Source organism: Paenibacillus vietnamensis (genome assembly GCF_020169515.1).
Lineage (GTDB): Bacteria > Bacillota > Bacilli > Paenibacillales > Paenibacillaceae > Pristimantibacillus > Pristimantibacillus vietnamensis.
Map to the genome: position 1 here is coordinate 119263 of NZ_JAHMHW010000010.1, position 24543 is coordinate 143805.

A 24543-nucleotide genomic window follows, 5' to 3' on the forward strand; every position below is an offset into this window, starting at 1 on the left:
GTTCGCTTTATATTGTCACATACCGATTCGAATGCAAAAAGTAAAGCCCCGCTTCTTTCACCTTGCCGCCGACGCTTCTTTCCCACTCGTCCATGTAAGCGAGCACCTGCGCCTTGTAGAACTCGACTAAGCACTGCTCCTGTCCCAGTTCGTAATGGTCGGTTTTGTAATCGACGATCACCCAACCGTCCTCCTCTTCGAACACGAGGTCAATTACGCCACGGAGCAAAGCGGTTATCGTTGATGCTGAGTCTTTACCTGAAACAGCTCGAGCAGTCATAAAAGAAAACTCATGGTAACAGCGCTTCGCTCTAACGCTTCTTGCCCATACAGGTGATTCGGTAACCAGCCATGCAGTTTGATCCGCTTGTTCCAGCCACTTCTCCTCAACACCCTCTTCTTCTGCCGCTATACGGCAATAGATCTTCAAATCTTCCCTGTCCATTCCTTCTCCAAGCGCTTGCAGCAGACGATGAACGAGCGTACCGTAAGCCATTCCTTTGCCTTCCGCCGAACGCTGTAGCGACATCTCACTGTCAGACTTGGCGAGTCGCGTAACGCTGTCAAGTTGATAAGTAGGCTGCGCGGCGGCAGCCACTCCGCGAACCCGCTCATCCAGCGCTCCCAGTACATCAGGAGCAAATGAAAGCTCCTCTGCCGTAACGGGAGCTACCTGTGGAACATCCAGCTCTAACTGATGTTGAAGCGAGTCGCTCAGCGGGCTCCAAGGATCAATCGCCGGACGATCTGGATATTGACTAACTACGAGTAGCTGCTTGGCTCGGGTCGCCGCCACGTACAGCAGTCGTTCCTTCTCAGCATGCATATACAGTCGTTCAGTCTCCGCACGTTCCAGCCAGCCTGTCGGCTGAGCAATGATTTCTGTTGTATAAGTATCCTTAGGTTTGGTAATCGTAAAGTAACCCTGTGGAGGTTCGGACATTCGGTCCACATACTCGCTTGCATCGTGATCGACATTACCGCATGGACAAGCCAACAACACTACCGGAGCTTCCAATCCTTTCGCTTTATGCAAATTCATGATTCGTACCGCAGTACCGCTTCCCGCGAACAGGCTTGCTGCTTCCATGCCGTCCTTCTCCGTCAGTTTGCCTAATCGTTCCGTTAGCGTTCTCCAATATACAGCCGCTTCGGTTTCGCTTTGCAGTACTTCCAGCAGCTTGATAAGTGTGCCGCTCCGAATAGCACCTGCTGTTGCCGCTGCGGCAACCGGAACGATTCCCATGTCATCCGTAATTCGAGTAAAAGCTGCAGCTGCCGGAAGCAGCCGAGTCCACTCCGCATACTGGCGAAGCTTGCAGAGCGCTTGTTCGACCCTGTTCCCCTTAGCAGTCAACAAGTCGCTTTCAACACTTGGGTAGAGCCGAATGTTGCCTCCCTCCTGGCGGTAATGGTACAAATCATCGTCACTTATTCCGAACAATATCCCGCGAAGTACGGCCAATAAAGCAACTTGATCGCTCGGGTCATTCAGCGCCTGCGCGAGAAGATGCAATGCCTCCAGCTCCTGAAGAACGCCCTGGCTTCCCGAAGTGTCGGATGACAGACCGTAGCTTTCTAGAAGCTGAGCATACAAGCTGATATATCTTCGAAAATGGAGTAAAATGAGAAAATCCCCCGGAACAGCCTGCCTCTGTGTCAGCCCCCCGTTCCTGCTTCTCTCTTGAATCTTTAGGTTTCCCGCACACGCCCAGGAGATGAACTGGGCCGTTCGTTCCGCATCGTACAATGAGATGTCTGCTTGGCGATCCCTCTCTTGCTTCGGAACGGTCAGCGTATAGACGCCATGCCAAGCCCTCTTGCCTAAGGGATTCGATTGCTGCGTCAACATCGGCACAAATGCGGCTTGGCAATCAGATACAAGGATGCCCGGCTGGGCAAATTTGCTCTCGAACGCATAGTTGACATAATCCCCTATGGCCTGTACAGAACGAAAGTTACGCGTTAACTGAAGCACTTCCCCTGCAGTGGTAATTCGTTCTTTCACAAAATTATACGTTGAAATGTCCGCCCTCCGAAACCGATAGACCGATTGCTTCGGATCGCCTACAACGAACAGAGAACCGGGGCGCGGCAGCTGTTTCCGCCAATCGGACTCTGAGCTGTCCGCTCCCGTCAACAGCATCATCATTTCCGCCTGGATCGGATCCGTATCTTGAAATTCATCGACGAACAGTTTTCTATAACGCCCTGCAAAATACTGCCGAACCGCAGGATGAGAACGAAGCAGCTCAGCAGCTTTCATCAATAGATCTTGAAAGTTAAGCTTGCCCGCTTCCATCCGTTTCTCACGCGCGTAACGCACCGCCGGCAGAACGAATGCGATTACTTTGGGATGTACATATTCACGCCACTGCTGAAGGAAAGGCTTCAGCACCGCAGCCTGCCATTCTTGAAATTGCTCCTTGAAATATTTCGCCTTCTTGGCATCTGTCCATCGCTTCAATGTTGGCAATAACCCTCGATCGAACAGCTTGGCAAGCAGCAGCACATTCCTATCATCGTTCATATCTTTAGTTTCCATATGCCTGCGAGCTGCCCGAATGGCCTTTTGCAGTGCATCCCATTCCTTCTCGGGCTCCACTGTCGGTATATAAAGTTCCGCTTCCTCTACCATAGGAAACAAAGTCACTCTAATTCGATCGAAGTCAGGCCGCTCGATGTGCTCGGTGAAAATCGCCACATCTTCGTACTCACAGACCCGGTTATATACAGCCCGCAGGTCTTCAATATCAATTTGCAGGGCGGCCAGCTCCTCCAGCACAGCCGCTTCGTCTCGTGCTTGCAGCTCTTGCACATACTCATCCCAGCTTCGTGCCTGGAGCTCCTCATCCTCCTGCTCCTCCATTTCACGGAAAGCAGGATCAAGCCCAGCTTCAATTGGCCGCTCTCGCAGTAGCTTACCACAGAACGAATGGATTGTACCGATAAAGCATTCTGGTACCTGACGCAGCGCGGCTTCCAATGCTTCTCTCCCTGAAGGGTTCTCTGCACGGGCAATCTCTTGTTCCAACTTGATCCGGAATCGTGTGAGAAGCTCCGAGGCGGCCTTGTTTGTGAATGTAATCGCTGCAATATGCCGAGCTTCTGTCTTCCGCGCTTTTATCAAAGCGATCATTCTGCCGACGATTGAAGTGGTTTTACCGGAGCCGGCTCCCGCTTCTACTAGAAATGTCGTATCCAACTCACTTACGATCCGATAACGAGCTTCCTCATCATGCGCAATGGCCAGCTCCTTAAGCAAAGCCCTTCACCTCCAATATCCGCCCAAGTGTTACAGCATTGCTAGGAGCGTCCCATTTCTCCTCGAACAGCTCCGCTTGCCCGCCGCAAGCCGCTTGATAATCACACCAGGTGCAGTTGTTCGCATCGCTGGTTGGCGGGAACAGTCCTTGCTTCATACTTTCCGTCATGACCTGAAGCACATCTGCTAATGACTCCCTTCGATTCTGTGAGCGACTGACCTCTTCACCCATCCCTCTCTCGGTAGGAAATACATAAGCAGATTCCGTTACCCGCGCTTCCGCGTCGAATCCAGATTCCCGCATCCATTGCTCAACTGCCATACCGTACAAAGGCAGTTGCAGCTGCGTTCCGCCAGAGAAGCATTCATGCTGCTTGAATTTGCGTGGATTGCCAGTCTTATAATCAAATATTTTGTAGCGATGAGGAGCAATTTGATCGACACGATCTACGAAACCTTTAACAGGGAGCATCCAATCCTCTCTTAGCTGCAGTAACAGCGGACTTTGATCATTATGCAATGGAAGCTCGGTGAAGACAGGAAGCGTTGACCTCCGTCGTTCATAGGCAAAAAAGATCTCTGCATCCTTCCGGATGCTTTCCGCCTCTTTCTGAAAAATATGCTCGCTTGGTGCAGGCACCCTCTCCGTGAAGCTTACAATTACTTCCTCTGTAATCCGACGCAGAGTCGTAAGATCGTGGATCACTGCACCTGCAGCTGCGGCATGAGCGGTATCGTTTGTATGCTGCCAATTATCCGCCGCGGTACGGCTAATGACCTTCAACTGACTGATATAACGTTCGAATATATCATGCAGCAGGCTCCCACGCTGACTTGCATTCAACCATGCCGCTCGATCGTAGACGGCCACTTCTTTCGGATTTACGCCCAGCGTGTATTGGTAAAAGAACTGCAATGGACATCTTCCGTAACGTTCCAGCATACTCGCACTGAATGAGGAGCCGTTGCCCGCCTCTCCTGGTAACCTCAGCGGATAACGAGACGTATCTACGATGCCGTCATAAGACGAAATGCTGAGGTCTCGCCTCGCGTACTCCGCCCTGGCTCCCTCTTGAAGCCAAGGATAACAGGGGGATAGAAGGCGCTCGGCCGATGCAAGCCGAGAGTCTTCGCGGAGCATCGCTCCCAGCCATACCTCTAACGCATCGACAGCCGCACCGGAAGTTACTCCTACATAACGCATTGCGCGGCCCATCCATTGGTAAAGCTGCTCATAATCAGCATCCGGCTGATTTGTCCTTCGGCGAAAGATCTGAAGCAGCTCATAAGCGGGCGTCTGCTCTTTCTGCTCAGACAAGTCATAGGAACAAAAACTCATAGTACATTGTCCGCGAATCATACCTACTCGGCTGTTTCGTTGACGAATTCGTTGTCCGGCGAGCTCTGAACTCACTGGAAGATCTCCACTGATCCTGACTCGCTCCTCGTCCAGCAAAACGGGATCCTGTCTCATCGAAGGGGACCAACATGTCTCCGACATGCCGATGATATAGGAATAGGGACGGCCTGTTTGTCCTCCGGAGCTTAGTGAGGTCACCTGTATATGCCCTGGCTTTGGAAGCGCGACGGATTGGACTTTGATCGCTTTCAATTCTTCACGAATATATCGCAGCGCCATTTCCGGCTTCATCGTCAGCCCACCGGCTGTTCGTATCTCTTGCTCCAGACTGCGCAAGGCGGCCGCAGCTTCAAAGTCCTCCTCTGACTGCAGTGCAGCGTACGTTTCAACAAAAGTGCACAACTCATTAACCAGCTTCTCGGGAGAGGTTAGAGCATTATCAATCGCACTCAGCAGCCTTTCAAATTGACGATGCAGTTCTTGCATGAGTGCAGCCTGCTCTACTGAAAGCTTGCCTGATTGCGCCAGCTTACCTAATAAAGCGTATCGATCTTTCCCCCATCCGATGCCGGCTTGCTCAATTGCTCGTATAATTTTGGACATTCCATCCTCTTCTATTTCAACATTTAGAAATCGGAGAATGCCTTGCTTCATGCCATACAGGATGTGATCTATTTGAAAACCGGACTCTAACCAATCCATAAAAAGCTTCGCAGCTTTCCCTGTACGTGTAATCCCGATCGGCAAGCCCTCTGCGAACGTGCATGGAATACCGTTTGATGTAACAGCTGTGTAGACGGCCGCGGCATTCAAGCTGTAATCGGAAGCGATAATCTCGACATGATCAAGCGGTATTTTCTGCTTCGCAATCCGCCTAAGTACCTCTCGAACCTCAGCCAAGGAGCCAGTCGCATGAAAGAAATTTGCTGTCTCGCAAGGGAACAACGAATCGGGACTGGTAAAAACTGCTTCGTTGGCTAATGTCGTATAGTTTCCATTCGTTAACTTATGAAACAGGCTTCTATGTAATCGGGAGTGGAGCACGCCTTCATCGACTGCGATGACATCTGTCGTTTGCGCAGGCTGCTCGATGACTTCATCAAGTCCCGCCCAATCCATGAGTCCGCTGCCTGCCAGCCAATGTTCATAACGATGCAAAAGTTTCTTGATAAAACTCCCTTTAATCGCGTTCTCGAACAGTTCCGGGCTAAGCTCCGCCGCTTTGATACCGCATTCGCGAAGCTCGATTATCGCTTGATGAAACACATTCGTCAGTCCGTGAGTTAGAGCAATGCCGTTCAAATAGTTGTTTTCGGAGCGGCTTAATTCCTGAAGTAGTCTGCAGATGATCCATTTGGATTGCGCATTTGGAAGATAACGAAGCCCTTTCTTCGCGAGCAACAGCTTACTTCTCTCCAGCACCCAGCCTTCCAGCGTGCGCACCTCAACATTCAGCAAAGGGCCGAACCTTCTGCTCGCTTGCTCCAGCCACTGATGAGCCTCTGCATGACTGCCGGCAATGACCAACTTTCGTTGCAACGCATGATTCTGTATGAAGGTGTACAATTGCTGAATTTTCGCATTAGGCGTCATCCAATGACCTCCAGACTGTCATATTCATGCCTTACACCTCATAAAGCGTCTTCCAACGTTCAAGCTTCTCGCGCATGACATCCCGGTAAGAGTTTGGCTCCAAAATCTCCGCATCAGGTCCGTATTGGCTGAGCCAATTCAGAAATTCACGATCATGATTCACCGTCACTTCGAAGAGAAGGCTACCGTCCTTTTGCGGTGTCATTTTCGGCTTCAAGAACATTTCCTCTTCCTTCACATACCGGGCAATATCGGAATGAAACCTCACCTTGAAGCGAATGAGCTCCCTGCCTCGTTCGATCGACCATGTATTTTTCATATATTGCTTCAGATTGAATTCGCCCTTATCAAACGTTTGTTCCAGGACTTCCACCGATCGAAAGCGACTGATACGAAACGTCCGAATATCCTTCGCCTTATGACAATAACCAATGACGTAGAAGCGATAATCTCGCGGGATTAGAAAATAAGGATCAATCTCTCGAGCCGACTCGTCATCGCGATATTGCGAATAGTAGACCGCACGGATCGTTTTCTGGGACAGAGCAGCCTGAATAATATCAAATAAGTAGGAGCTGCTGTCTTCCCTGTAAGCAGGCGTTCCCAATTGAATAATATCCGCTACATGCTGCACAATATCGACTCGTCTTACTCTCTCCTTGTGGTGTGTGCCCATGACCTTCTCATACGCAGACTCAAAACCTTCAGGAATGAGCGTTTTGATCGGCTCCAGCACGGAAGGTAGCATAGAAAATGAAACCGCCTCTTCTTCTGTCCAATCCAGCGGATACATCGAGAAGTTGCTAATAAATGCATATCCCTTCCCATGTCCAAAGTTAGAAATAGGTATATTCATGGCGGAAAGCGTCTCTAGATCTCTGTATATCGTCCGTTCCGTTGTCTCACAGCGTTCGGCCAGCTCCCTGGCCAGTATACCAGGCTTGGATTGTATCAAATTAATCATGCGCATTAAGCGAATTAAACGTTCGGTCACGGCAGATTCTCTCCTCTTGTCTAGACTATCGTCAGTTAAGGCAATATCTAGTAACTTCGACCTAGGCTTAGGAGAGTCCTGCTACTTCTTTCTTTTCATTTGGCGATACTTCTGTTGATGGAGTGTTTTCCTTGTCTGACTGGTGAACGAGAAATTCTCCAGTTGATGGTAGAGCAGCTGAGCTTCTTCTCTCAGCTCCGCATCTTCCGATTGAATCGCGGCGCAGAGCATCGTATCGGCCTGCTGCTGAAGCAGTCTTACCCCCATATCCTCATCGCCTTGGTCAAAAGCAACAATCGCATCTTCGATAGCTAGAGCGGTTTCGGTAATTTTAATCTGTTTCTCCACGTACAGATCTGCCTCTTGATGCATAAGTAGATGAATGTCGCTTGTGAAGTCTGCTTCTATTGAATCCTGGATCGTGCACAGCTGAACTCCTTCCGTGACATCAGCATACTCCCATATAAGATCAAGCACTCTATGCCTGCCTTCCGAATGCAGACCGAATGAAAGCTCAATTAAAACGGATTTGGTTTCCCCTTCAAACACATCGCCTAGTAAAAGCTGCACCCCCTGTTCGACAGGTTCGGATTGATAACCGTAAATACGATTTATTGATACGTTCGCTGACGGCCTAATTGTTAGACGTGTATTTTGCGCAATGACCGATAGTAAGCTTTCTAGCTCTTTAGAGAATATAGCTGGAATCTCTTCGGGCTTGGCAATGAAATAGAAGTTGCCTCCTCCGTGCTCAGCAAGGCCTTCCATCAGCTCCTCGTCAAACCCGTCTCCAGCTCCCATTGCGGTAATGCCTATTCCCATGCTGCTAAATTCCTTGGCTATAGACTGAAGCTTATCACTATCCGTTATTCCTTCGTTGGCATGGCCATCGGAAAGAAGAATGATTCTATTCACACTACCCTCTTCTTTCCCTTGCTTCACATGCTGAATGCCCTGCAACAACCCGCCGCTAAGGTTCGTGCTTCCTCCTGCAACAATCGATTCGATCTGCTTTTTCAATCCGTCCTTATTGGTCACCTTCTGCGGCGGGATTACTGTTTGCACCTCGTCATCGAAGACGACCAGGCTGAATCGGTCATTATCCGTTAATTGCTCCGTTACAAATTGGCATGCCTTCTTGCTAAACACCAGCGGAGCACCCTCCATCGATCCGCTTCGATCTAGAACAAGCGAAATGTTCATAGGAGCACGATTTTTCTTTCGTAATTCCACTGCCTCCCCGTTCAATTCAAGCAGCAAAAAGGCTTTCTCGGTTCCTCTCGTCGGCCAGTACCGATTATTCAACCTTGTCGTTGTACCAATGCTCTCGCTCATCTGCAGCATCCCTTCTTACCTAATTGATGATAAGAATGTAACATACCGTTTGGACGCTTCTGTGTCAGGGAATGGCTGTTCGTATGTAAAAAAACTTAGCCCTAAATTGAGCTAAGTTAATATTGTAAAAATTATAGTCATTCATCTATTCTACTTCTTGGCGATTCAAAATCTAATTCACAATCCCTAGTTCTCTACTAATATCCCTCGATAGCTTCGCTAAAATCCGCTTGTCCAGATGCGCGCTCTGTACATAGTTAGAAAGTAAAGTTTGTATCACATCCACTCTACTTGTAAACAACTTACCCTGATACTGATGGAGCAATTCATCAATTCTTGAATCAGGATACATAACACTCTTTTTAATCAATTCAACTACATAATCCTTGTGCATATTGTACAACTCTTTGAGCTTGAAGATATCGGCGCTATTCTTTAGGCGATCTTCGAATTTGTTGTCTGGTGTATTGCTCTTAAGTTCAATATCAAACTCATCCCCGGAGCCCAACAAAAAGTCTATCTGACACTCACCTTTTCTATTAAATAGTGTAAAGCCCGGTCGCATTTTCAAACTAAACGTATAGGCTTCCCCGAATTCTTCTAAAAACGGATGGACATGGGTGTCCAACGAAAATTCCTTGTTTCCCTTTAAATCCGAATTGCATAATTTACAGCTTGGAATCAGGTTATAAAACGAAAGAGCCAAATAAGGGTATGTTGATTTCTTATAGAAATGGTCTATCGAGCCCCGTGTCTTGCCTGTGTGTGAATCACATAAGGTGAAAATATATTGTCGGTTGCAATATGGACATACGGTTACGCCAAGTTCCGCTACAAACGTGTAGGCCCCCCAAACAGGTGTAGCAGAAGCCGGATTAGGGTAACGTGTTACGAAATCGTTATATTTGAAAACTTCCAGAAGATCTTTATAGAGCTTCGTCTTTTTACTGGACTTGGAATCGAAAACTACCCCCATTTTTTGGATATCTATAATTATTTTACGCAAAACATCTGGCTCCCCCGTTACCAACTCATCAAAATGATTGAGCAGATACAAGTAAATGCCTTTGTTTCGAATCCTTTTTATTCCTGTAATACTTTGGAGTTTAGGCAAATGATAGGCCTTCATGTAGTCCAAATGTTTCTTTTCAAGTTCCTTCAAATTCACTTTCCGATCAGCATTAATTTTGATCATGTCTTGTATCCTTCTTTAGTTCTTCCAGATCGTTCTGAAGTTTCTGAACAAGGGTATACAGCCTTTGGTTCGCTTCTTCATACATATATTGATTGGACAATTTTTCCTGTAGCATATGCCGGATCTTGCTACGCAATACGGACTCGCCTATTAGGTTAATCCAAGTTTCCAATTCAAGCCGATCTTCCCACAACAAGGCGGATGTTCCAGTCATGACCCTGTTAACCAATTGATTGACCTTATATCTGGCAAAATCCCCGATCATCCCGGTATTCATAAAGAAAGCATCCGACATTAAAGTATGAATATTGGCCGCAAACGTTTGTTTGTTGTCCACCAGTCCGTCTATAACCCGGCTACCTTTTTCCGTTTTATCGATCAAAATTAAATTAGCGGCAGGCAAATCTGAGACAACTATTGGTGAATTCGAAGTTATGATGATTTGAATTGTTCGACCCTTATAGATTGATGGCAAAAATTCAATAAGACTTAACAAAAATCCTTTTTGCCATTCCGGGTGAAGATACAATTCTCCCTCATCAATGAGGACAATAACCTGATCTTGCAAATGGAGATTGGTGGCACGTTCCTGCTCATCCGACAATCTGAAAAAACGGGCATAAGTACCAAGCATCGCTTTTTCCCCAGAACTTAGGCCTCTCCAGTCGAAATTTAGAAACGGTGTAAAACCCATTGCCTTTTTATACTTTTCAAGCAAATGCTTCATGATATTTTCGGATCTACCATTCGTATTTAAAGGCATTAACAATTGACCATCATCGATATTATTTTCGTTTATGTAATTGTCGAAAAAGTCCAGCATTTCTTGTACTCCATCCATCCATCGGATCAAATCACGATTCGCAACTTTTTCACCGACAAAGCTAGATCGGATCTGCTCCAAATTTCGGACAATTAACGATCGCCAATCCGCGTTCTGGGGTTCGATTCCGGATTCCTTCGGAAATGACTTTGGGATGGATGTCTCACGGTAATTTGCCAAATCATAAAGAAAAGAGTCGATCAAGGCATGTGAGAAAGCCAATTTCACTTTTTCGATTCCGGCAGTCTTAAAGTTTTTTTCTGACAACATGACTTTCATTTTACCCCTAAAGGACAACACACGCTCTTTCAGAACGTTGATACTTTTTTTCTTTTCATCAACCGCTTCCGTTGGGAATATGCCATTCACGCCTACCGTGACTTGGGATGGTAATTTGATAGGCAATTGCAAATCACTGACTTTGTAATTATGAATAAAATTCAATTTCCGGTTGATTTCGGCTAGCCGAAAAATCTCAGTTTCACTAAAGTTCGAGTCACGAATATGTGTTTCAAGGGCATCCAGCTTATCTTGTTTCACTAGAAAGTTCGTTGAAATGTTCATTAGATTCCCCCGCTGTATTTCCCGTTTCGCATCAAAAATGTTTGAGAAGAAAATGTATGAAATATGGGAGGATATCTTGGAATAATTAATTAAATTAAAAGAAAAATCAAACTCATCATACGATTTCAGATAAAACCCAAATTCCTTGTAATTACCAATTTCAATAGGAAGATCTACATGGTGAAAAATAACCCTGTCGTTTTTCGTTTGAAATACAACAATAGCTTTATCCTGAATTCCTCCCGCCCCATGCACGAGCTGCTCCTTTATGAAATCCAACAAGGTTGTCTTGCCCGCTCCGTTCTTTCCAATGATGCCAGTAACATTGGCGATTTTACCATTCTCCTCCATACTCCCTCTGCGCTGTAAGTCGAAGAAGTCTGGTATGTAGTGATCATTGTTTTGAATATTAAGCTCCCTATTATCATGGTTATAATGGAATCGTAGTTTACTGTCCAATTGAAAGCCTTGCTTTTGAAAGGAACCGTAATTGTCTAACCATATGTACAGTAACGTCATTATTAGATCACCCTTGCACCATAATTATTATTTCATTTCATGAAGCAATGACTCTATGAACAAATCATATGCTAATGAGCTTCTCAGCACCGCCCTGCGCTGATAGATATGCCTTTATCTTGCCATCCCATGCGATATAGGCGCCATGCTGAGGATGGCTCTTCATTGTACCGCCCAAATCAATTCCTTTATGGGTCAGCACCCATGCTTCATTATCTCTCTGAATACATCCAATAAAGTTTGAAATAGCTGCTTTGCCGGTAATCCCAATTCTTTCGCTAATGCAGACGTTGATATTTGCTTCTGACTCATATGATCCCCTTTTCTATGTCACAGCTTCCGCCTTCTTCTCAAAATACCCATGCAACCGATACTCACAAATCTCCCTCGTCCACGCATAAACCAGCTCCAAGTGCTCTGGCCGAATCTCCTGCTGAACCGCAAACTCCCCGTTGTCGAACGTAATCTGCCCCTTCGAGCTCCCGCTCCACTTGGTCATAGGCATACGCGCGATTAGAGCGGCAACCTTCTGCTCGTTATACTCCTTAAACCGCAGCGTTTCTTTATCCGAAAAATCAATCCGCCGGCGATATTCCTTCTCTGTCAAATACCGGTGGAAGAACGGAGCCGCCTCCCGCGGCGTTATCGGGGTAGTCCACAACGAAGCCCCTCTTTCCAGCATCGCCATCAAAAGCACCATTTTGTAGCTTTTCTCCATACGCGTGCTCTCCACTTCCTTGAACCAGCGCTCATAACGGAGATAGACAGCTTCCTCCAGCTCATTCAGCTCCCCGCACCAGTACAGGAATCCGGTATAGGAGCCGAACTCCTGGCGGTACTCCTGGCTATTCGCGTTACCCAGCAGATGCAGCTCCAAATAATGAGGCCGGCGGCCAAGCTCTTCCTTGATCTCCAAGTACACGCTGCGTAGCTTGTCCTTGCGTGGCTGCTTCTTGCTAGCCAGCTCCTCCAGCATATCGATGACGCTCGTTTCAAGCTCGATGAGGCAGCCAGCCGGAGCGATCGGCGTCACACGCCCTCTTTTGCCAGTGGCATCCTCACTCACTCCCGTATCGAATAAGCTCAGTTTAATATCAGCATTCCGGTAGTTTCCGATCAGGTCGATAATCGTGCATGCTTGCTTGCCGTCATGAAGCCGAAGCCCCCTGCCAACCTGCTGCGTGAAGATCGTAAGTGACTGCGTCGGCCTGACGAACAGCAGCGTATCGACGGATGGAATATCGACGCCTTCATTAAACAAATCCACCGTAAAAATCACCTGAAGCTCTCCCTGCTCCAGACGGCGAATCGCTTCCTGCCTCGACATCGACCGCGTATCCGAGTGCAGACTCAGACTGGCAACGCCCTGCCCGGTAAAATAATCCGAAAGAAAGTTAGCCTGCATAATCGACGAGCAAAAGGCGATCGTCCGCGTCTGCTTATGCCGCATCCAAGCCTCATAAATGTTAGCGGCTACCTCTTCTCGAAGCTGAACCTCGAGCAGTTCGCTCTCATCGTACTTTGTTCCGAGCCAAGTCAGCTGCGAATAGTCCGTCGCGTCATAGACGCCGTAGTAATGGAACGGACAGAGCCAGCCTTTTTGAATCGCCTCGATAAAATGCAGCTGATACGCCACGTTCCCGTCGCAAATCGCATAAACGTCCTTCCCGTCCATCCGGTCCGGCGTTGCCGTAATGCCCAGCAGAAAGCGCGATTGAAAATACGACAGCACACTCTGGTACGATTTCGCCGCGGCGTGATGAAACTCATCGACGACGATCAAGTCGAAGGCGTCCGGCTTGAAGCGTTCCCGGTGCATTTTGGTGCTCAGCGTATAGATCGATGCGAATACAAAATCCGTTCCGGTTTCTTTGTCCGAGCCGTTGTATAGTCCCGCCGTTTTGTCCGGCATGATGTGGAGGAACGACCGCTTTGCCTGATGCAGAATTTCCTCGCGATGCGCAACAAACAGCACGCGGCGAAACCGCTCCTTGGCGAAAAAACCTGCCAAATACGTTTTGCCAAGCCCCGTTGCCATCACTACCATCGCCTTGTCATAGCCTTCCGCGAACGTGATATCCAGCGCTTCGAGCGCTCCCTGCTGTGCCGCTCTCGGAGTGATCGCACCTTCTTTTCCGTCTGACGCGCTGTCCTCCTGCTTCGGCTCCTTCTGAGGGAGCATCAGCTCCGACTCTTCCATCTCAGTGATGGACTGGACGAGCTCCGGATTTTTTTGATGGTAGGCTTTGTAGGCCGTTTCATAGTAAGCGATGGTCGTTTCATTCAACGGCTGCGTAAATTCGTGGTAAAAATTCCGCATGAAGTTGACCAGCGCATGCTGGAACGTAAACGGCTCAGCCTGCGCATTGACCGCCAGGTTCCACTCCACGCCCATCCGGAACGCGGACAAGGACAAGTTCGACGAGCCCACGATAAACAGACCTTCTCCATCGCCATAGTCGAAGAGGTAGGCTTTTGGATGGAAAGAAGTGCCACGGCTGCGCCAAAGTCTCGCCTCAATGCTCGGATGAATGCGGAGCAAAGCCCGCAGCGCCTCCGGCTGGGAGACGAACAGATAATCGCCTGCCAGCAGCTTAACCTCCGCCCCTCTATCCAACGCCTCCTTCAAATGCCGCGCCAACAGCCTGACGCCCGACTCCATAACGAAGGATGTTAAAATATAAATCCCTGAAGCCTTCTGTATGCTTGGGATGAGTTCGTCTGCGAGATTTTCTGTGATGAGCTTAATGTCAGGCATCTTCGACCTCAATAAGGAAGATTCGCTCTTTAAAGCCGCCGCGTTTCTCCGCCTTCTCCGCACGAATCCGCTCCAGCTCCTGAACGGTTACTCCGTTTGCCTCCGCAAGCGCGTGAATGACCTCCAGCATATCTGCCAGCTCCTCAACGGCTTCGGCACCAGGCTTCGCCTCTAAAAACTCGTTCGTTTCCTCTTTCAGCTTCGTGCGAAGCTCAGTTAAATACTCGTCCGATTCTAAAATACGGCTGGTCAAAGACAAGCCTTCCTTCGTAATGATCTCTGGTATCCGGTCACGGACTAGTTTGTTGTATGTAGGCATAAGTGTCTCCTTATCTTTGTTTATTTTGAGGTAGATTTCACGATCTTCGATTTCTCAATATGCTGAGTCCTAATAGCAGGATCTGTTATATTCACCGAAGCGATCTTAGCCTTAATGGCCCGGACCTCTTCATCTGTAAACCGTGGCGAAGGATTCTCTGCTTTGAGTCTTGCTAATTTCCGCTCAATAAACTCAGTCAGCTCCACGTCATAAACAATCAGCTCGTCCGATCCGATCTTTCTCAGCTCCGGATCGATGCTGAATCTGCATCTCATCGTGAAGGAAATCATGGAGATGTACCTTACATTTGGGTAATCGTTTAATAGCTGCTCCACCGCTTTGATGTGACCGTAATTTTGCATCAACGGATTGTACATTTTAAAGCGGTTGCTGACGCTCCAATTCCGGTCCTCACGCGTCCCTTTGATCTCACCATTGTAGTTTTTAGTTTCAATCACAAATATGGCATAAGGAGTAATAAGGAGATGATCGATTTGGGAGTAACCGGAGCGAGCCTTGGGATTGGGTATGAGCAGATCATTCAGATGTTGATACTGCTTGGACAGCTGATCAAGCTGGATGCTGATTTTATGCTCTCCCAGTTCACCGATACGTGTTGGCGCCACTTTCGGCTTGGCCGGCTTTTTTGCTTGGGTTTCTTTTGGTGTTATTTTCGGTTCTGGTTTTGCGGGTTTTGAGTGGAAGAGAGAAAGTAACTTCTTAAGCATTACGGAGCTCCTTCGTGACGTGAATTTATTTTGGTATAATTCGACAATTTGGGTAGGAAGTCCTGCTGGAGTGAAAGACTGACATGCAGCAACAAAAAAGACGTCCTGATAGACGTCTGTGTCTTACAACTCGGCAAGTATTTGTTGTGTCCAAGAATGATTTATCGTAAAACGGTCAAAAAGTTCAATTTGTTTCGAGAAAGATGCGAACCTTGATAGCATGTTTCTTTGGACAACCTGATCGTAATACTTCTCGGCTGTTTCAAGATCAAACTTGTCCATTTTCACACCAAGAATGAGGAGCTGGGCAAAATTCATGACCAACTTCTGATGTCCGGAATCATGTATGATCTTTTCTCTAGCATCTCTATCATCGCTGATGATCGCATCGATACCTAATCCAACGGAATAGGCATAACACTCCAACTCCCCTGGATCAAGAACAGCCCTCATTCGATTTTTTACTTTGTTAACCTCCTGACGGGACTTGACGGAGAGCAATGCCCATCTTTCCTTGGTTAATTTTATCCGGTTATTTTGGTTATATTGGTGAAACACCTGATAGTGTAGATGATTGGATCTGAGCTCTTTTTCTACTTGAGGGGTTATGTATATCTCCTCGATTACACTCGGAACAAGAACATCAAATATTCCGCCTTTTATGGTATGCCCTAAAATATCCGTATCGGAAACGATAACAGATCTGCTAGTCATCCGTCCCTCCCTGGCCCGGCTCTGGCATCAGATTCATGAGAGGAATGCCAAGTAGGCTCTCGAGATGTTTGACCTTTCTCGGAGTTAGTCGTCTATTATGAATATTGTCGGCCAAAGACTCCAAATATTCGCCAGGGATTCGGGAATGTTTCAATGGGATGATCAAAGCTTCTGAAAAACCAGCCTCCAACGTTACCTTAATCAGTCGCTCAGGATCCTCTTTCGTACTGTATGCTCTAAATTCAGTCTGTTGGAGGTCCGTGAGGACGTGCGCTTTATTTAACATCCGAATCGTTTGAAGATAACTTACTCCAAAATGATGCTGTATACGCAAAATATCCTGCAAGGTGATTTTCCCGTAATCGCGGACGTCAAACTGCGTTAATGCATGAAAAAGCGACGCTTCCGGCATGATGAAGTAATCGGCAAATTTGAAAGCAAAGTATTCCATCCGCTTCATCTCATATTGAAATTCGTCTTCAGGAAGCTCCTTGAGTCGCGTGTAATTCTTAAGATCACGCAAAATATGGCAGTACTCATGCGCTATCGTATAGTGTTGACGTCCCAAAGACTCGCTTGCATTTACAAAGATGACTCTTTGGTCATCAAATACACGAACAAAACCGGAGCATCCCAGATCTTTAATTTGAAAAACATAAATACCATCTCTCTCGACGAGGTTAATGATATCAATGGGATCATACAGGGAAATACCTAGTCGTTCCCGTGTTTGATTGGCGAAGGCAACTGCATCTAAACGAAGAGTGGATTTCTCCGGATCGGTAAGGTCGATCTTCCCCTCTGGCCGATTAAACATGTCGAAACTGTCCCTCTTTCTTCACGTTTTCACGATACAACTTAAGTTGTCCCATCAACTCACGATAAATCGTGTCGGACAAATCCAACAATTGATCATCATCTTCCCCAGTTCCATCACGGAACAAGATCATGTTCTCCAGTGAGCTTTCATCGCTCTTCAACAGCTCCTGGATTTCAAGACCGAGAAAATCGCATATTTCCTTTGCATCTGACAGTGAACATGTCGTTCGGCCGGATTCAATATTTGCAAATTTATCCCTCGACATCCCTACAGCGGAAGCAACCTCTTCTTGAGTAAAAGACAATTCCTGCCGCGCTTGACGAATTCGTTTCCCAATGACGGCATCCTTTATTTTGGCCATTGGAATCACCTCCTAGTTCTTACAGAACTATTATACACTAAAATACACAAGTTCAACACACTGACGTGTAATTTATACACAAAAATTAAACCCCTCAATCCTTATAAGGATCAAACTCATCCGCCCCGGCCATGCAGACGCCGATTGGCTTCAGCACGTGAAGGACATCGATCGTTTCGGAGTGCGCATCCAGCACTTCTTGTAGCTTCCGGTATACAAAAGGGCTCTCATCCGTCCCCGCGCCGCGAAGCTCTACACCGAAATTCCGGACAGCCTGCTGCATTTGCTCAGGCGTAATTTGTCCGCCGCTGCGGGTGCGGGTTTTCCAGTTCATTTTGCCCGCCGCTTGGGTTCGGCTCATGATCCGTCCCGCGCCATGAACAGTGCTGTAGTAAGCATCCCGGTTCTCTGCACTGTCCTTCCCTTGTACAATAACGGAGATATCCCCCATACTGCCGCCGATAAAACCAACCTGACCCGGTGCTGAAGGGGTCGCCCCTTTGCGGACGACGACAACTTCTTTGCCGTAGTGCGTCTCATTCCAGGCATAGTTGTGATGGTTATGCACCTCAAGGTCCGCTTCCGTTCCCAGAATGGCTAACACTTGGCGGATCACATATTCCCTTCCGGCATAGGCGTAACGCCCGGCCAGCTTCATCGCCCTGTAATACATATCGCCCAGCTCGCTGCTCAGATCAAGGAGTACAGGCGGCTGATCCATTTTCTCACCGGGGGCGTTCGCGAGAAAGTCTCTGCCGGCAGCCAAGTTGATAAAACCGCTTGCCGTCTTATGCCCGAAGCCCCTGCTTCCAAAATGATTCGCAATCCACAACCGGCCGGTTTCCGCTTCTACGAACAAGTCCACGAAGTGGTTGCCGCTGCCGACGGTGCCGAGCTGACTCTGCGCCAAGGCTTTCAGCTTGTCATGCTCCTGCTTGCCTACCGCCCTGTAAACGTCCCAATCGGGATCGTCAAACAGGTCATGATCGACCTTTTCCTTATTGACGCGGCCCACTCCAAAAGAGATTTTGCGGGCGATCTCATCCATAACCTTCGCCAGTCTGGGCTTTACGTCTTCCACAAAAAGGCCGGTTCGCACCGCTTTATTCCCGCATGCGATATCATATCCGACGCCGGAAGGGGAGATTTGCCCGTCGTAGACGACAACTCCGCCGATCGGCTGGCTGTACCCTTTATGATGATCCGCCATAAGCAGGGTTTGAACGACGTTTCCTGTTTGTGCGCACGTTTTCGCTTGAGCAAGCGCCGCGTCGTCGGGATTGCCCCAGACACGTACACCGTCTATTTTTTGATAAGCCATAAAATCCTTTCACTCCTACCTTTCATCATTTGTTTCCCATACTTCCTTCAGCACGGTCCGGAACAAATCGTCAAGCCGCTGATCCTGGACTCCGCCGGATGACGGCATGCCTGATGCCGTCTGCTCGTAATACGCTATTTTTTCCTCCAAAAACTCGCTGATCGGATTGATCCGCGGCTCAAAATCCATTTCGTCGCCTGCCCTTTTGCGGACCAGCAAACTGTCGATAGCCGCCTTAAGCTCGCTTTCCCCTGGCACGACATCCGCGACAAGCTTATCAAATTCGATCGGCGGCATCGTATTGTGCTTCTCGATCCACTCACAGGCTAGAATCGGGCGGAGCACATAAAAGTATTTTTTGATTTTCACCTGTTCCCCCTGCAAGTAGTCGCGGTAGTTCCCTTTCGCCATATGCAGATAGTGAAACATACAGGACCTGGGGGAGAACGTGAGTGGAGAGATGTCGCGAATTTGCTCTGCTACCGCATGGTTCTCCATATACACAATCGGGGACTGAAGCCATTCGAGCAGCGGCGGATTCGACTTGCGGAACAAGCTCAAGGCTTTGCGCAAATCCCAGCCATTGATGTCCAGCATGTCGTTGATCGGCCGCTCGATAACATCCCGCTTCTCAAAAATCGATAAATACCAATCTACCGGTCTAATATAAATAAATCTTACGTCATAGTCGCTGTCCTTGGAAGGGAAGCCCCAGGCGCGGCTTCCCGATTCGCAAGCGTACAGGATCCGAACGTTTTCTTCTTTTTCGATTTTGGTTAGTTCGTCTACGATTTGTTGTCTAACCTCTGACACGCCGGTCTCTCCTTTCTGTTAACCGTCTAAGCTTAACCCATCTACCCGCTCCACTATCGATGAATAACCTTGCACGGACTGCGCGATATAGGAAAGCACGGTGTCGCTCCAGCCGTAGATGTAATAGGTTTGAGGATCCTCTACCGGTACCATCGCATGACGGTAAGGAGCAATATCGACAACAAACGCCTTCACGTCCTTGTTCACTTTGGAGCGGTACCGCTTCAGCTGCTCGTAAAACGGGCTGCCGCTGTTCTGCTGCTCATCCGTGATGATGATGATCTGCTCGACCTTCCTCCGCTCTCGGATCAGCTTCCGGACGGGCGCCCCTGTATCGGTTCCTCCACAGGCATGGATTTGGGAGGCCTGCGTTAAAATGCTGTCTTTGCGGGAAGGCTTCGCATCGATAACGTCCGTATCGAACAGCCAGAACAACGAGCTGCCCTGCGTTTTTTTGTACAGCGCCAAAGCAAATACCGAGCCGATCTCTAAGTATTGCCCATCCATGGAGCCGGATATATCAAGGAAGATCGCCGTTTTCTCACCAAGCTCGGGCAGGTTGTCGAAGGTAAGCTCCGCGGCTTCCCGCAAAGCATCCCGAAGCTCCGGATGATCGACCTGGCGGAAAGCGGTCGCCAACCGAAACGGCAAAATTTTAGCTTTCCGGAGTGCCTGTTCGTCGGTTATACGGTTCACAACATAGTCCAGATTGCGCTGCTCTTCCAAAACGCCGGCCCGCTGCAAAGCGTTCATATGCCGGAGAAGCGCAAACGTCGGCATCTGGTAAAGCAGCGCCTCCCATACGGCTTTGGACGGCTTGATGGCTCCCGTCACCGTCTCATAGGGAAGCCTGCCGCGTTCAATCCACGCGATCTGCTCCTCCTCGGTTGAGGCAAGCTTCAGCTTTTCCAAAGCTTCGACTTGGGGCAGCAGCGCAAGGTTTGCCTCCAGTCCCCGCAAATATCTGAACAAGGACCGCTGCTTCAGGTCTTCCGGCTTCGGATGTGCGGTTGCGATCGCATCGCCGAGACTGTAGCCGCGGCCGCGGCCGTTATATTTTATCGCCCAATATTCGGACACGCCGGACAAGAAACGGTTAACCTGCCGCTTGACCGCACGGCCGCCCTCCCCGCGTCCCAGCCCTTTCAATATCGTCAGAAAATCCGACAAATCGGACGGAATGCGCACCACTTGCAGGAAGATCGCCGCAAACAGATCCGGACGATAAATCGATAGAATGGCTAAACCGAACAAAGGCTGCAGCCTCATAAAGCCTTCGTTCCGTGCAAACACGATGGCCTTGGCCATGAAGCCCGGATTGCTAACTGCCATCTCATGATGAAGCTGCTCCGCATCGCTGAGGAGCTCCTTCCGATCCGCATAGAAGGTATTGCTCATCGTATTGGTCAGAAGCGTCTGCACATACTGCTCCTCAATGGACCGTGCGAACGCCGGGTAATGTTCTTTATTGGTTGGATTCGGTCTCAACGAGCCGAACAGTTTTTTGGCCATGCTCATAGTGATTGCCCTCCTAAAAAGCTTTCAAAGAAACCGGTGAGGAAAAGGCGGGATAGGTTTGCTGCAGGAGTCGAACCTGCCATATTGCCCGGGTAAGGGTAAACCATTGATCGATTAAGGTCGAAGTAACCCATCCCAGCGCCTCACCGGCGCTTCAGCTATTTTAAAAGATCACCGAGGAAGTTGGCCGGAAAGGCACATGCTGCTCTACCAACTGAGCTATTCCCCCGCCAGGGGAAGTTGGACTCGAACCAACGACAAGCCGATTAGAAGTCGAAGTAACCCTTCCATGCGCCTCGGTGATCTGATCAGCTCTCACGTTGCCGCGTCGGCTGATGGGTTTATTTTCGCTTATTATTGGAGCAGCGAACATGGCGAAAGTATTACGACACGAGAAAATCTTTCCATTCCCCCCCTATCTGTCCCCTGTTACAATGAAAAGGATGCTGCTTCTAAGGAACGGGGGATACCATTGGCTAAGGAAAGCTTCGATAAAGAAATCCAATTTCTGCGCATGCTGGTGCTCACAAGCGGGGCCTTCAGCAGACAACAATTCGCAGAGCGGCTGGGCATTTCCGTCCACACCTTTGATAAAACGATCCGGCGGCTCAAAGATGTCGTCAGCTCCATGCACCAGCATTTGCCGCAGGAGCAGAGCAAAGAATTTTCCGAGTCGCTCCGGTTTAGCTATTATGACTCCACCGATCCGCAGCTCTTGTTTCTGTTTCGCGCCAAATCCGTAAAGGAATCTGAAAGTCACAGAATCTCTCTGCTTTTGGGTGCAATGACAGGACAAGCCCGGACCGCGATGGAGCTGCTGGATCTGTGCTGCGGCAGTACATCTTCCGAGCTTCCCATGCCTGACGAGAAAACGATCCGGTCGGACCTCAAGTATTTGGAGGAGGTTGGAGTCATCCGCAAGGAACCGGGACCCCGCCCCTACAAGTTTCGAATTCAGGATGATCTAGTACGAAGCTTGACGAATGACGAGCTGATCGATTTGTATGATTTTGTGGATGTGATGGCGAACACGCAGGTGCCTTCCGTGCAAGGTTATCTGCTGCGCGACGGACTCAAAAAACATCTGATGCGAAAGGATGTCGAGCAGCATTCCGTCGAGCCGTTTTTATATAAGTATCACTATTACTCGCGGATTCTGGATGAGGCACACCTGTTCACGCTGCTTCATGCCATCCGTCACCGCCGCAAGGTCCGCTTTCTGTACTTCTCGCCCAAATCCGAAAAAAGCTACGCCTCCAAAAATACCAATCCCTTATTCGAACGCGATACGAAGGGCAAAGCCGAGAAGACGCTTCCGCTTAAGATCGTCTATGATCATCAATATGGAAGATGGTATTTGATAGCCTACGGCAGAGAAGGAATCCGGAAATTCCGCATGGAAGGGCTCACGCAAATCGAAGAGGATGAGTCCGTTGACGAAGCTTGGTATAAGGAGAGGCAAACCGAGCTGGCCGAGAAAATGCGGTACAGCTGGCTCATCGATACCGGACGGCCGGTGACGGTTCGCGCCCGCTTTTTTAATCCGGAAGGCTCGGAGCAGAATTTCATCAAAGAACGGGTGCTGCTGCAGGGTCAGTGGGGACAAATTGTGGTTGAAGATAAAGATTCGTTTATTTACGAAATCACGGTGAACGGGACGACCGAAATCAGGCCGTGGCTGCGGAGCTTCGGTTCGAGCTGCGAGATTTTAGAGCCCGCCGCGCTGCGCCGGGAAATGATTGCCGAATGGAAGGAGATCCAGTCTTACTATGAATCTGTTTGAAAAAATATTCAATCACCAGATCCTCTCCCGGTTGGAGGATTCCGGCACTTTCATGGTCACCTCTCACGAACGGGCATGGCTGAAAACGATGCTGGAGCATCCCGCGGCGGCCGATGCTTTTACTGCAGACACGTTGGACAAGCTGCGTTCCGCCCTCGAACCGGATCCGGTGATGGATATTTCCCTTCATTTGATGGAGAAAGCCCGCAGCATGGAAAAACAGGTCTACCATCCGCTCCTGCGGCCTTTACGCCGTCACATTATGAATAAAACGGGCATTCGGATCACCTACGAGATTAAGGGAGGTCGTGTGAAAACAGGCCATTCCGGGTTTCCGTACAAGCTGGAATACTCCATGGTCAAAAGAGAATGGTATTTGCTCTGGCATCACATCCGGCATCACGCCTTCATGAGCACCAGGCTGAAGAACATCCATTCCGTCGAGGCAGAGCCGATCAAGCCGTGGGCGGCGGAAAGCATTTTGAAGAAGCTTGGGGAGACATTGGATTCTCGTAAAAGCGAAGTCGTGATTGAAATCGTTCGTGCATACAACGCCGAGATGTCCCGCATCATGTACGCCTTTTCCAGCTTCGAGAAAAATGTAGAATACGATACGGAGAACGACACTTACCGGGTTAGAGTGTGTACGCTTGGGGATGAGATGGAGTATTTGCTTTCCAAGCTCCGTTTTCTGGGGAAACGGGTTCGGGTGGTTGAGGGGCCATATTTAAAAAAACGGATGCTGGAATCGTCGACCAAGGCTTTGGAACGGTATGGGGTCATTCCGGCCGATGATGAATCTTCTACTTAAAAAAGGTGCCTGAATCCATGCAGATTCAGACACCTTTGTTTTGTTATAGCCGCGAGCTTTGACTGTGAACATTTAAGGCTTAGTTGTTTTAACGTTACCAATCTATTCTGTTTTTTGCTGCCTTATAAACTTCACTATCCGCTCTCGGACCGATCGCGTAGATGTGTACAATCGTGCAATTTGATTCCTCTATAATCCGATAAACAATTCTTATATGATAAGGGCTCATGATTCGTATTTTATAGGCGCCTTTGAGATCGTCGTGCAGCTCCCAATCAGTGCTTGTATGGTGCGGATTTGCGTTGCCGGTAAATCGTTTTTTGATTGCTGCCAGAATAACCTTAAGTTGACCCTTGTCAAAATTAGTTAGATCCTCTTCAATAACCCCTTCTTTAAAACGCAAATCAACTTTAAGGGCATGCAACGTCTGTTGGAATAACTGGACAACTTGAGGTGAAGCAGCCATTAGTCAATCTCCACCTCTACATCATTACTCAGGATCTCCATTAAATCGTCATCATTCAGATCAAGTTTGGCTAGAGCCGCTTCAACTGAATAAGTGTCCTGGGATTCACGCTGCAATGTCTTTAATACAAGCTCCAGTTCAATTATTTTTTCTTTCAGGTAATCATTCTCTTTGTTAACGGCGGCATTTTCTTTAACCAAACTTGTGTATCGGTCAATACTCATCAAAACTCCCGAAGCTTCCTTTTTCTTACTGTTTTGAATCACAAAGAGCTGTGCGTCCCGCCCTTCATTGGCATAATCTTCAAGAATAGCCGCAAGTTTATTCTGTCTTGTAGCTTCACTAATGTTCACAACATTATTCTGATAAAACTCGATTGCAGCAAGCAAAGACTCTTCGTATCCTTTTTTATCGTCAACCATAGATGCAACACCTCCATATCCATATGGCAGGCCAGTTCCGAGGAACTTCAAACCGACATCA

At 48.4% G+C, this 24543-nt stretch carries 19 protein-coding genes; 2 read left to right on the top strand and 17 right to left on the bottom strand.

The window, feature by feature from the left end; translation table 11 throughout:
- Positions 1-7: 7 nt before the first annotated feature.
- From KP806_RS18495 to KP806_RS18565, 15 genes are all read right to left on the bottom strand, one after another.
- Complete coding sequence (locus KP806_RS18495; RefSeq protein WP_224725212.1) at positions 8-3265, bottom strand: UvrD-helicase domain-containing protein; 3258 nt, start codon at positions 3263-3265, stop codon at positions 8-10.
- Complete coding sequence (locus tag KP806_RS18500) at positions 3258-6218, bottom strand: PD-(D/E)XK nuclease family protein (protein ID WP_224725213.1); 2961 nt, start codon at positions 6216-6218, stop codon at positions 3258-3260. Before KP806_RS18500 ends, KP806_RS18495 begins: the two co-directional genes overlap by 8 nt.
- Before the next feature lie 31 nt (positions 6219-6249).
- Positions 6250-7212, bottom strand: a complete 963-nt coding sequence (locus KP806_RS18505) for a helix-turn-helix transcriptional regulator (protein WP_224725214.1) — start codon at positions 7210-7212, stop codon at positions 6250-6252.
- Positions 7213-7293: 81 nt separating this feature from the next.
- Entirely contained in the window at positions 7294-8547 is a 1254-nt protein-coding gene (locus tag KP806_RS18510; protein ID WP_224725215.1) for a vWA domain-containing protein, read from the bottom strand.
- 172 nt (positions 8548-8719) lie between these two features.
- The gene (locus KP806_RS18515) at positions 8720-9742 is read right to left on the bottom strand and encodes a hypothetical protein (protein WP_224725216.1); all 1023 of its coding nucleotides are present in this window, start codon (positions 9740-9742) and stop codon (positions 8720-8722) included.
- The gene (locus KP806_RS18520) at positions 9729-11648 is read right to left on the bottom strand and encodes an AAA family ATPase (RefSeq protein WP_224725217.1); all 1920 of its coding nucleotides are present in this window, start codon (positions 11646-11648) and stop codon (positions 9729-9731) included. The genes KP806_RS18515 and KP806_RS18520 overlap by 14 nt, the downstream gene beginning before the upstream one ends.
- Before the next feature lie 325 nt (positions 11649-11973).
- On the bottom strand, positions 11974-14406 hold the full coding sequence (locus tag KP806_RS18525; protein WP_224725218.1) for a DEAD/DEAH box helicase family protein: 2433 nt from the start codon (positions 14404-14406) through the stop codon (positions 11974-11976).
- Complete coding sequence (locus tag KP806_RS18530; RefSeq protein WP_224725219.1) at positions 14399-14725, bottom strand: nucleoside triphosphate pyrophosphohydrolase; 327 nt, start codon at positions 14723-14725, stop codon at positions 14399-14401. Before KP806_RS18530 ends, KP806_RS18525 begins: the two co-directional genes overlap by 8 nt.
- A gap of 20 nt (positions 14726-14745) precedes the next feature.
- A complete protein-coding gene (locus KP806_RS18535; RefSeq protein ID WP_224725220.1) occupies positions 14746-15453 on the bottom strand; it encodes a nuclease-related domain-containing protein in 708 nt (235 codons plus the stop codon).
- A gap of 123 nt (positions 15454-15576) precedes the next feature.
- Positions 15577-16167 carry a hypothetical protein gene (locus tag KP806_RS18540; protein ID WP_224725221.1) on the bottom strand — a complete coding sequence of 197 codons (591 nt, stop codon included), beginning with the start codon at positions 16165-16167 and terminating at the stop codon, positions 15577-15579.
- The gene (locus KP806_RS18545; RefSeq protein WP_224725222.1) at positions 16160-16984 is read right to left on the bottom strand and encodes an ImmA/IrrE family metallo-endopeptidase; all 825 of its coding nucleotides are present in this window, start codon (positions 16982-16984) and stop codon (positions 16160-16162) included. Before KP806_RS18545 ends, KP806_RS18540 begins: the two co-directional genes overlap by 8 nt.
- Complete coding sequence (locus KP806_RS18550) at positions 16977-17348, bottom strand: helix-turn-helix domain-containing protein (protein WP_224725223.1); 372 nt, start codon at positions 17346-17348, stop codon at positions 16977-16979. The genes KP806_RS18545 and KP806_RS18550 overlap by 8 nt, the downstream gene beginning before the upstream one ends.
- Before the next feature lie 94 nt (positions 17349-17442).
- The gene (locus KP806_RS18555) at positions 17443-18669 is read right to left on the bottom strand and encodes an RtcB family protein (RefSeq protein WP_224725224.1); all 1227 of its coding nucleotides are present in this window, start codon (positions 18667-18669) and stop codon (positions 17443-17445) included.
- A 15-nt stretch (positions 18670-18684) separates the two neighbouring features.
- Positions 18685-19482: a nucleotidyltransferase domain-containing protein gene (locus KP806_RS18560; RefSeq protein ID WP_224725225.1), complete on the bottom strand. Its 798-nt coding sequence runs from the start codon at positions 19480-19482 to the stop codon at positions 18685-18687.
- Between the two features lie 18 nt (positions 19483-19500).
- Complete coding sequence (locus tag KP806_RS18565; protein WP_224725226.1) at positions 19501-21000, bottom strand: TROVE domain-containing protein; 1500 nt, start codon at positions 20998-21000, stop codon at positions 19501-19503.
- Positions 21001-21472: 472 nt separating this feature from the next.
- Between KP806_RS18565 and KP806_RS18570 the strand changes: the two genes are divergently transcribed.
- Both KP806_RS18570 and KP806_RS18575 read left to right on the top strand, forming a co-directional pair.
- Complete coding sequence (locus tag KP806_RS18570; protein ID WP_224725227.1) at positions 21473-22783, top strand: helix-turn-helix transcriptional regulator; 1311 nt, start codon at positions 21473-21475, stop codon at positions 22781-22783.
- Positions 22770-23594 carry a WYL domain-containing protein gene (locus tag KP806_RS18575; protein ID WP_224725228.1) on the top strand — a complete coding sequence of 275 codons (825 nt, stop codon included), beginning with the start codon at positions 22770-22772 and terminating at the stop codon, positions 23592-23594. Before KP806_RS18570 ends, KP806_RS18575 begins: the two co-directional genes overlap by 14 nt.
- A gap of 94 nt (positions 23595-23688) precedes the next feature.
- On the opposite strand, the gene KP806_RS18580 is transcribed toward KP806_RS18575, so the two are convergent.
- Together KP806_RS18580 and KP806_RS18585 are read right to left on the bottom strand one after the other, a co-directional pair.
- Positions 23689-24060 carry a type II toxin-antitoxin system RelE family toxin gene (locus tag KP806_RS18580; RefSeq protein ID WP_224725229.1) on the bottom strand — a complete coding sequence of 124 codons (372 nt, stop codon included), beginning with the start codon at positions 24058-24060 and terminating at the stop codon, positions 23689-23691.
- The gene (locus KP806_RS18585) at positions 24060-24482 is read right to left on the bottom strand and encodes a hypothetical protein (protein WP_224725230.1); all 423 of its coding nucleotides are present in this window, start codon (positions 24480-24482) and stop codon (positions 24060-24062) included. Before KP806_RS18585 ends, KP806_RS18580 begins: the two co-directional genes overlap by 1 nt.
- Positions 24483-24543 lie beyond the last annotated feature (61 nt).

Excerpts from the sequence above, each read along its gene's own strand:
- KP806_RS18580 (WP_224725229.1), bottom strand. The coding sequence starts at position 24,060 with ATGGCTGCTTCACCTCAAGTTGTCCAGTTATTCCAACAGACGTTGCAT.
- KP806_RS18510 (WP_224725215.1), bottom strand. The coding sequence starts at position 8,547 with ATGAGCGAGAGCATTGGTACAACGACAAGGTTGAATAATCGGTACTGG.
- KP806_RS18525 (WP_224725218.1), bottom strand. The coding sequence starts at position 14,406 with ATGCCTGACATTAAGCTCATCACAGAAAATCTCGCAGACGAACTCATC.
- KP806_RS18575 (WP_224725228.1), top strand. The coding sequence starts at position 22,770 with ATGAATCTGTTTGAAAAAATATTCAATCACCAGATCCTCTCCCGGTTG.
- KP806_RS18540 (WP_224725221.1), bottom strand. The coding sequence starts at position 16,167 with ATGACTAGCAGATCTGTTATCGTTTCCGATACGGATATTTTAGGGCAT.
- KP806_RS18585 (WP_224725230.1), bottom strand. The coding sequence starts at position 24,482 with ATGGTTGACGATAAAAAAGGATACGAAGAGTCTTTGCTTGCTGCAATC.
- KP806_RS18550 (WP_224725223.1), bottom strand. The coding sequence starts at position 17,348 with ATGGCCAAAATAAAGGATGCCGTCATTGGGAAACGAATTCGTCAAGCG.
- KP806_RS18515 (WP_224725216.1), bottom strand. The coding sequence starts at position 9,742 with ATGATCAAAATTAATGCTGATCGGAAAGTGAATTTGAAGGAACTTGAA.
- KP806_RS18565 (WP_224725226.1), bottom strand. The coding sequence starts at position 21,000 with ATGAGCATGGCCAAAAAACTGTTCGGCTCGTTGAGACCGAATCCAACC.
- KP806_RS18555 (WP_224725224.1), bottom strand. The coding sequence starts at position 18,669 with ATGGCTTATCAAAAAATAGACGGTGTACGTGTCTGGGGCAATCCCGAC.
- KP806_RS18520 (WP_224725217.1), bottom strand. The coding sequence starts at position 11,648 with ATGACGTTACTGTACATATGGTTAGACAATTACGGTTCCTTTCAAAAG.
- KP806_RS18545 (WP_224725222.1), bottom strand. The coding sequence starts at position 16,984 with ATGTTTAATCGGCCAGAGGGGAAGATCGACCTTACCGATCCGGAGAAA.
- KP806_RS18535 (WP_224725220.1), bottom strand. The coding sequence starts at position 15,453 with ATGCTTAAGAAGTTACTTTCTCTCTTCCACTCAAAACCCGCAAAACCA.
- KP806_RS18500 (WP_224725213.1), bottom strand. The coding sequence starts at position 6,218 with ATGACGCCTAATGCGAAAATTCAGCAATTGTACACCTTCATACAGAAT.
- KP806_RS18530 (WP_224725219.1), bottom strand. The coding sequence starts at position 14,725 with ATGCCTACATACAACAAACTAGTCCGTGACCGGATACCAGAGATCATT.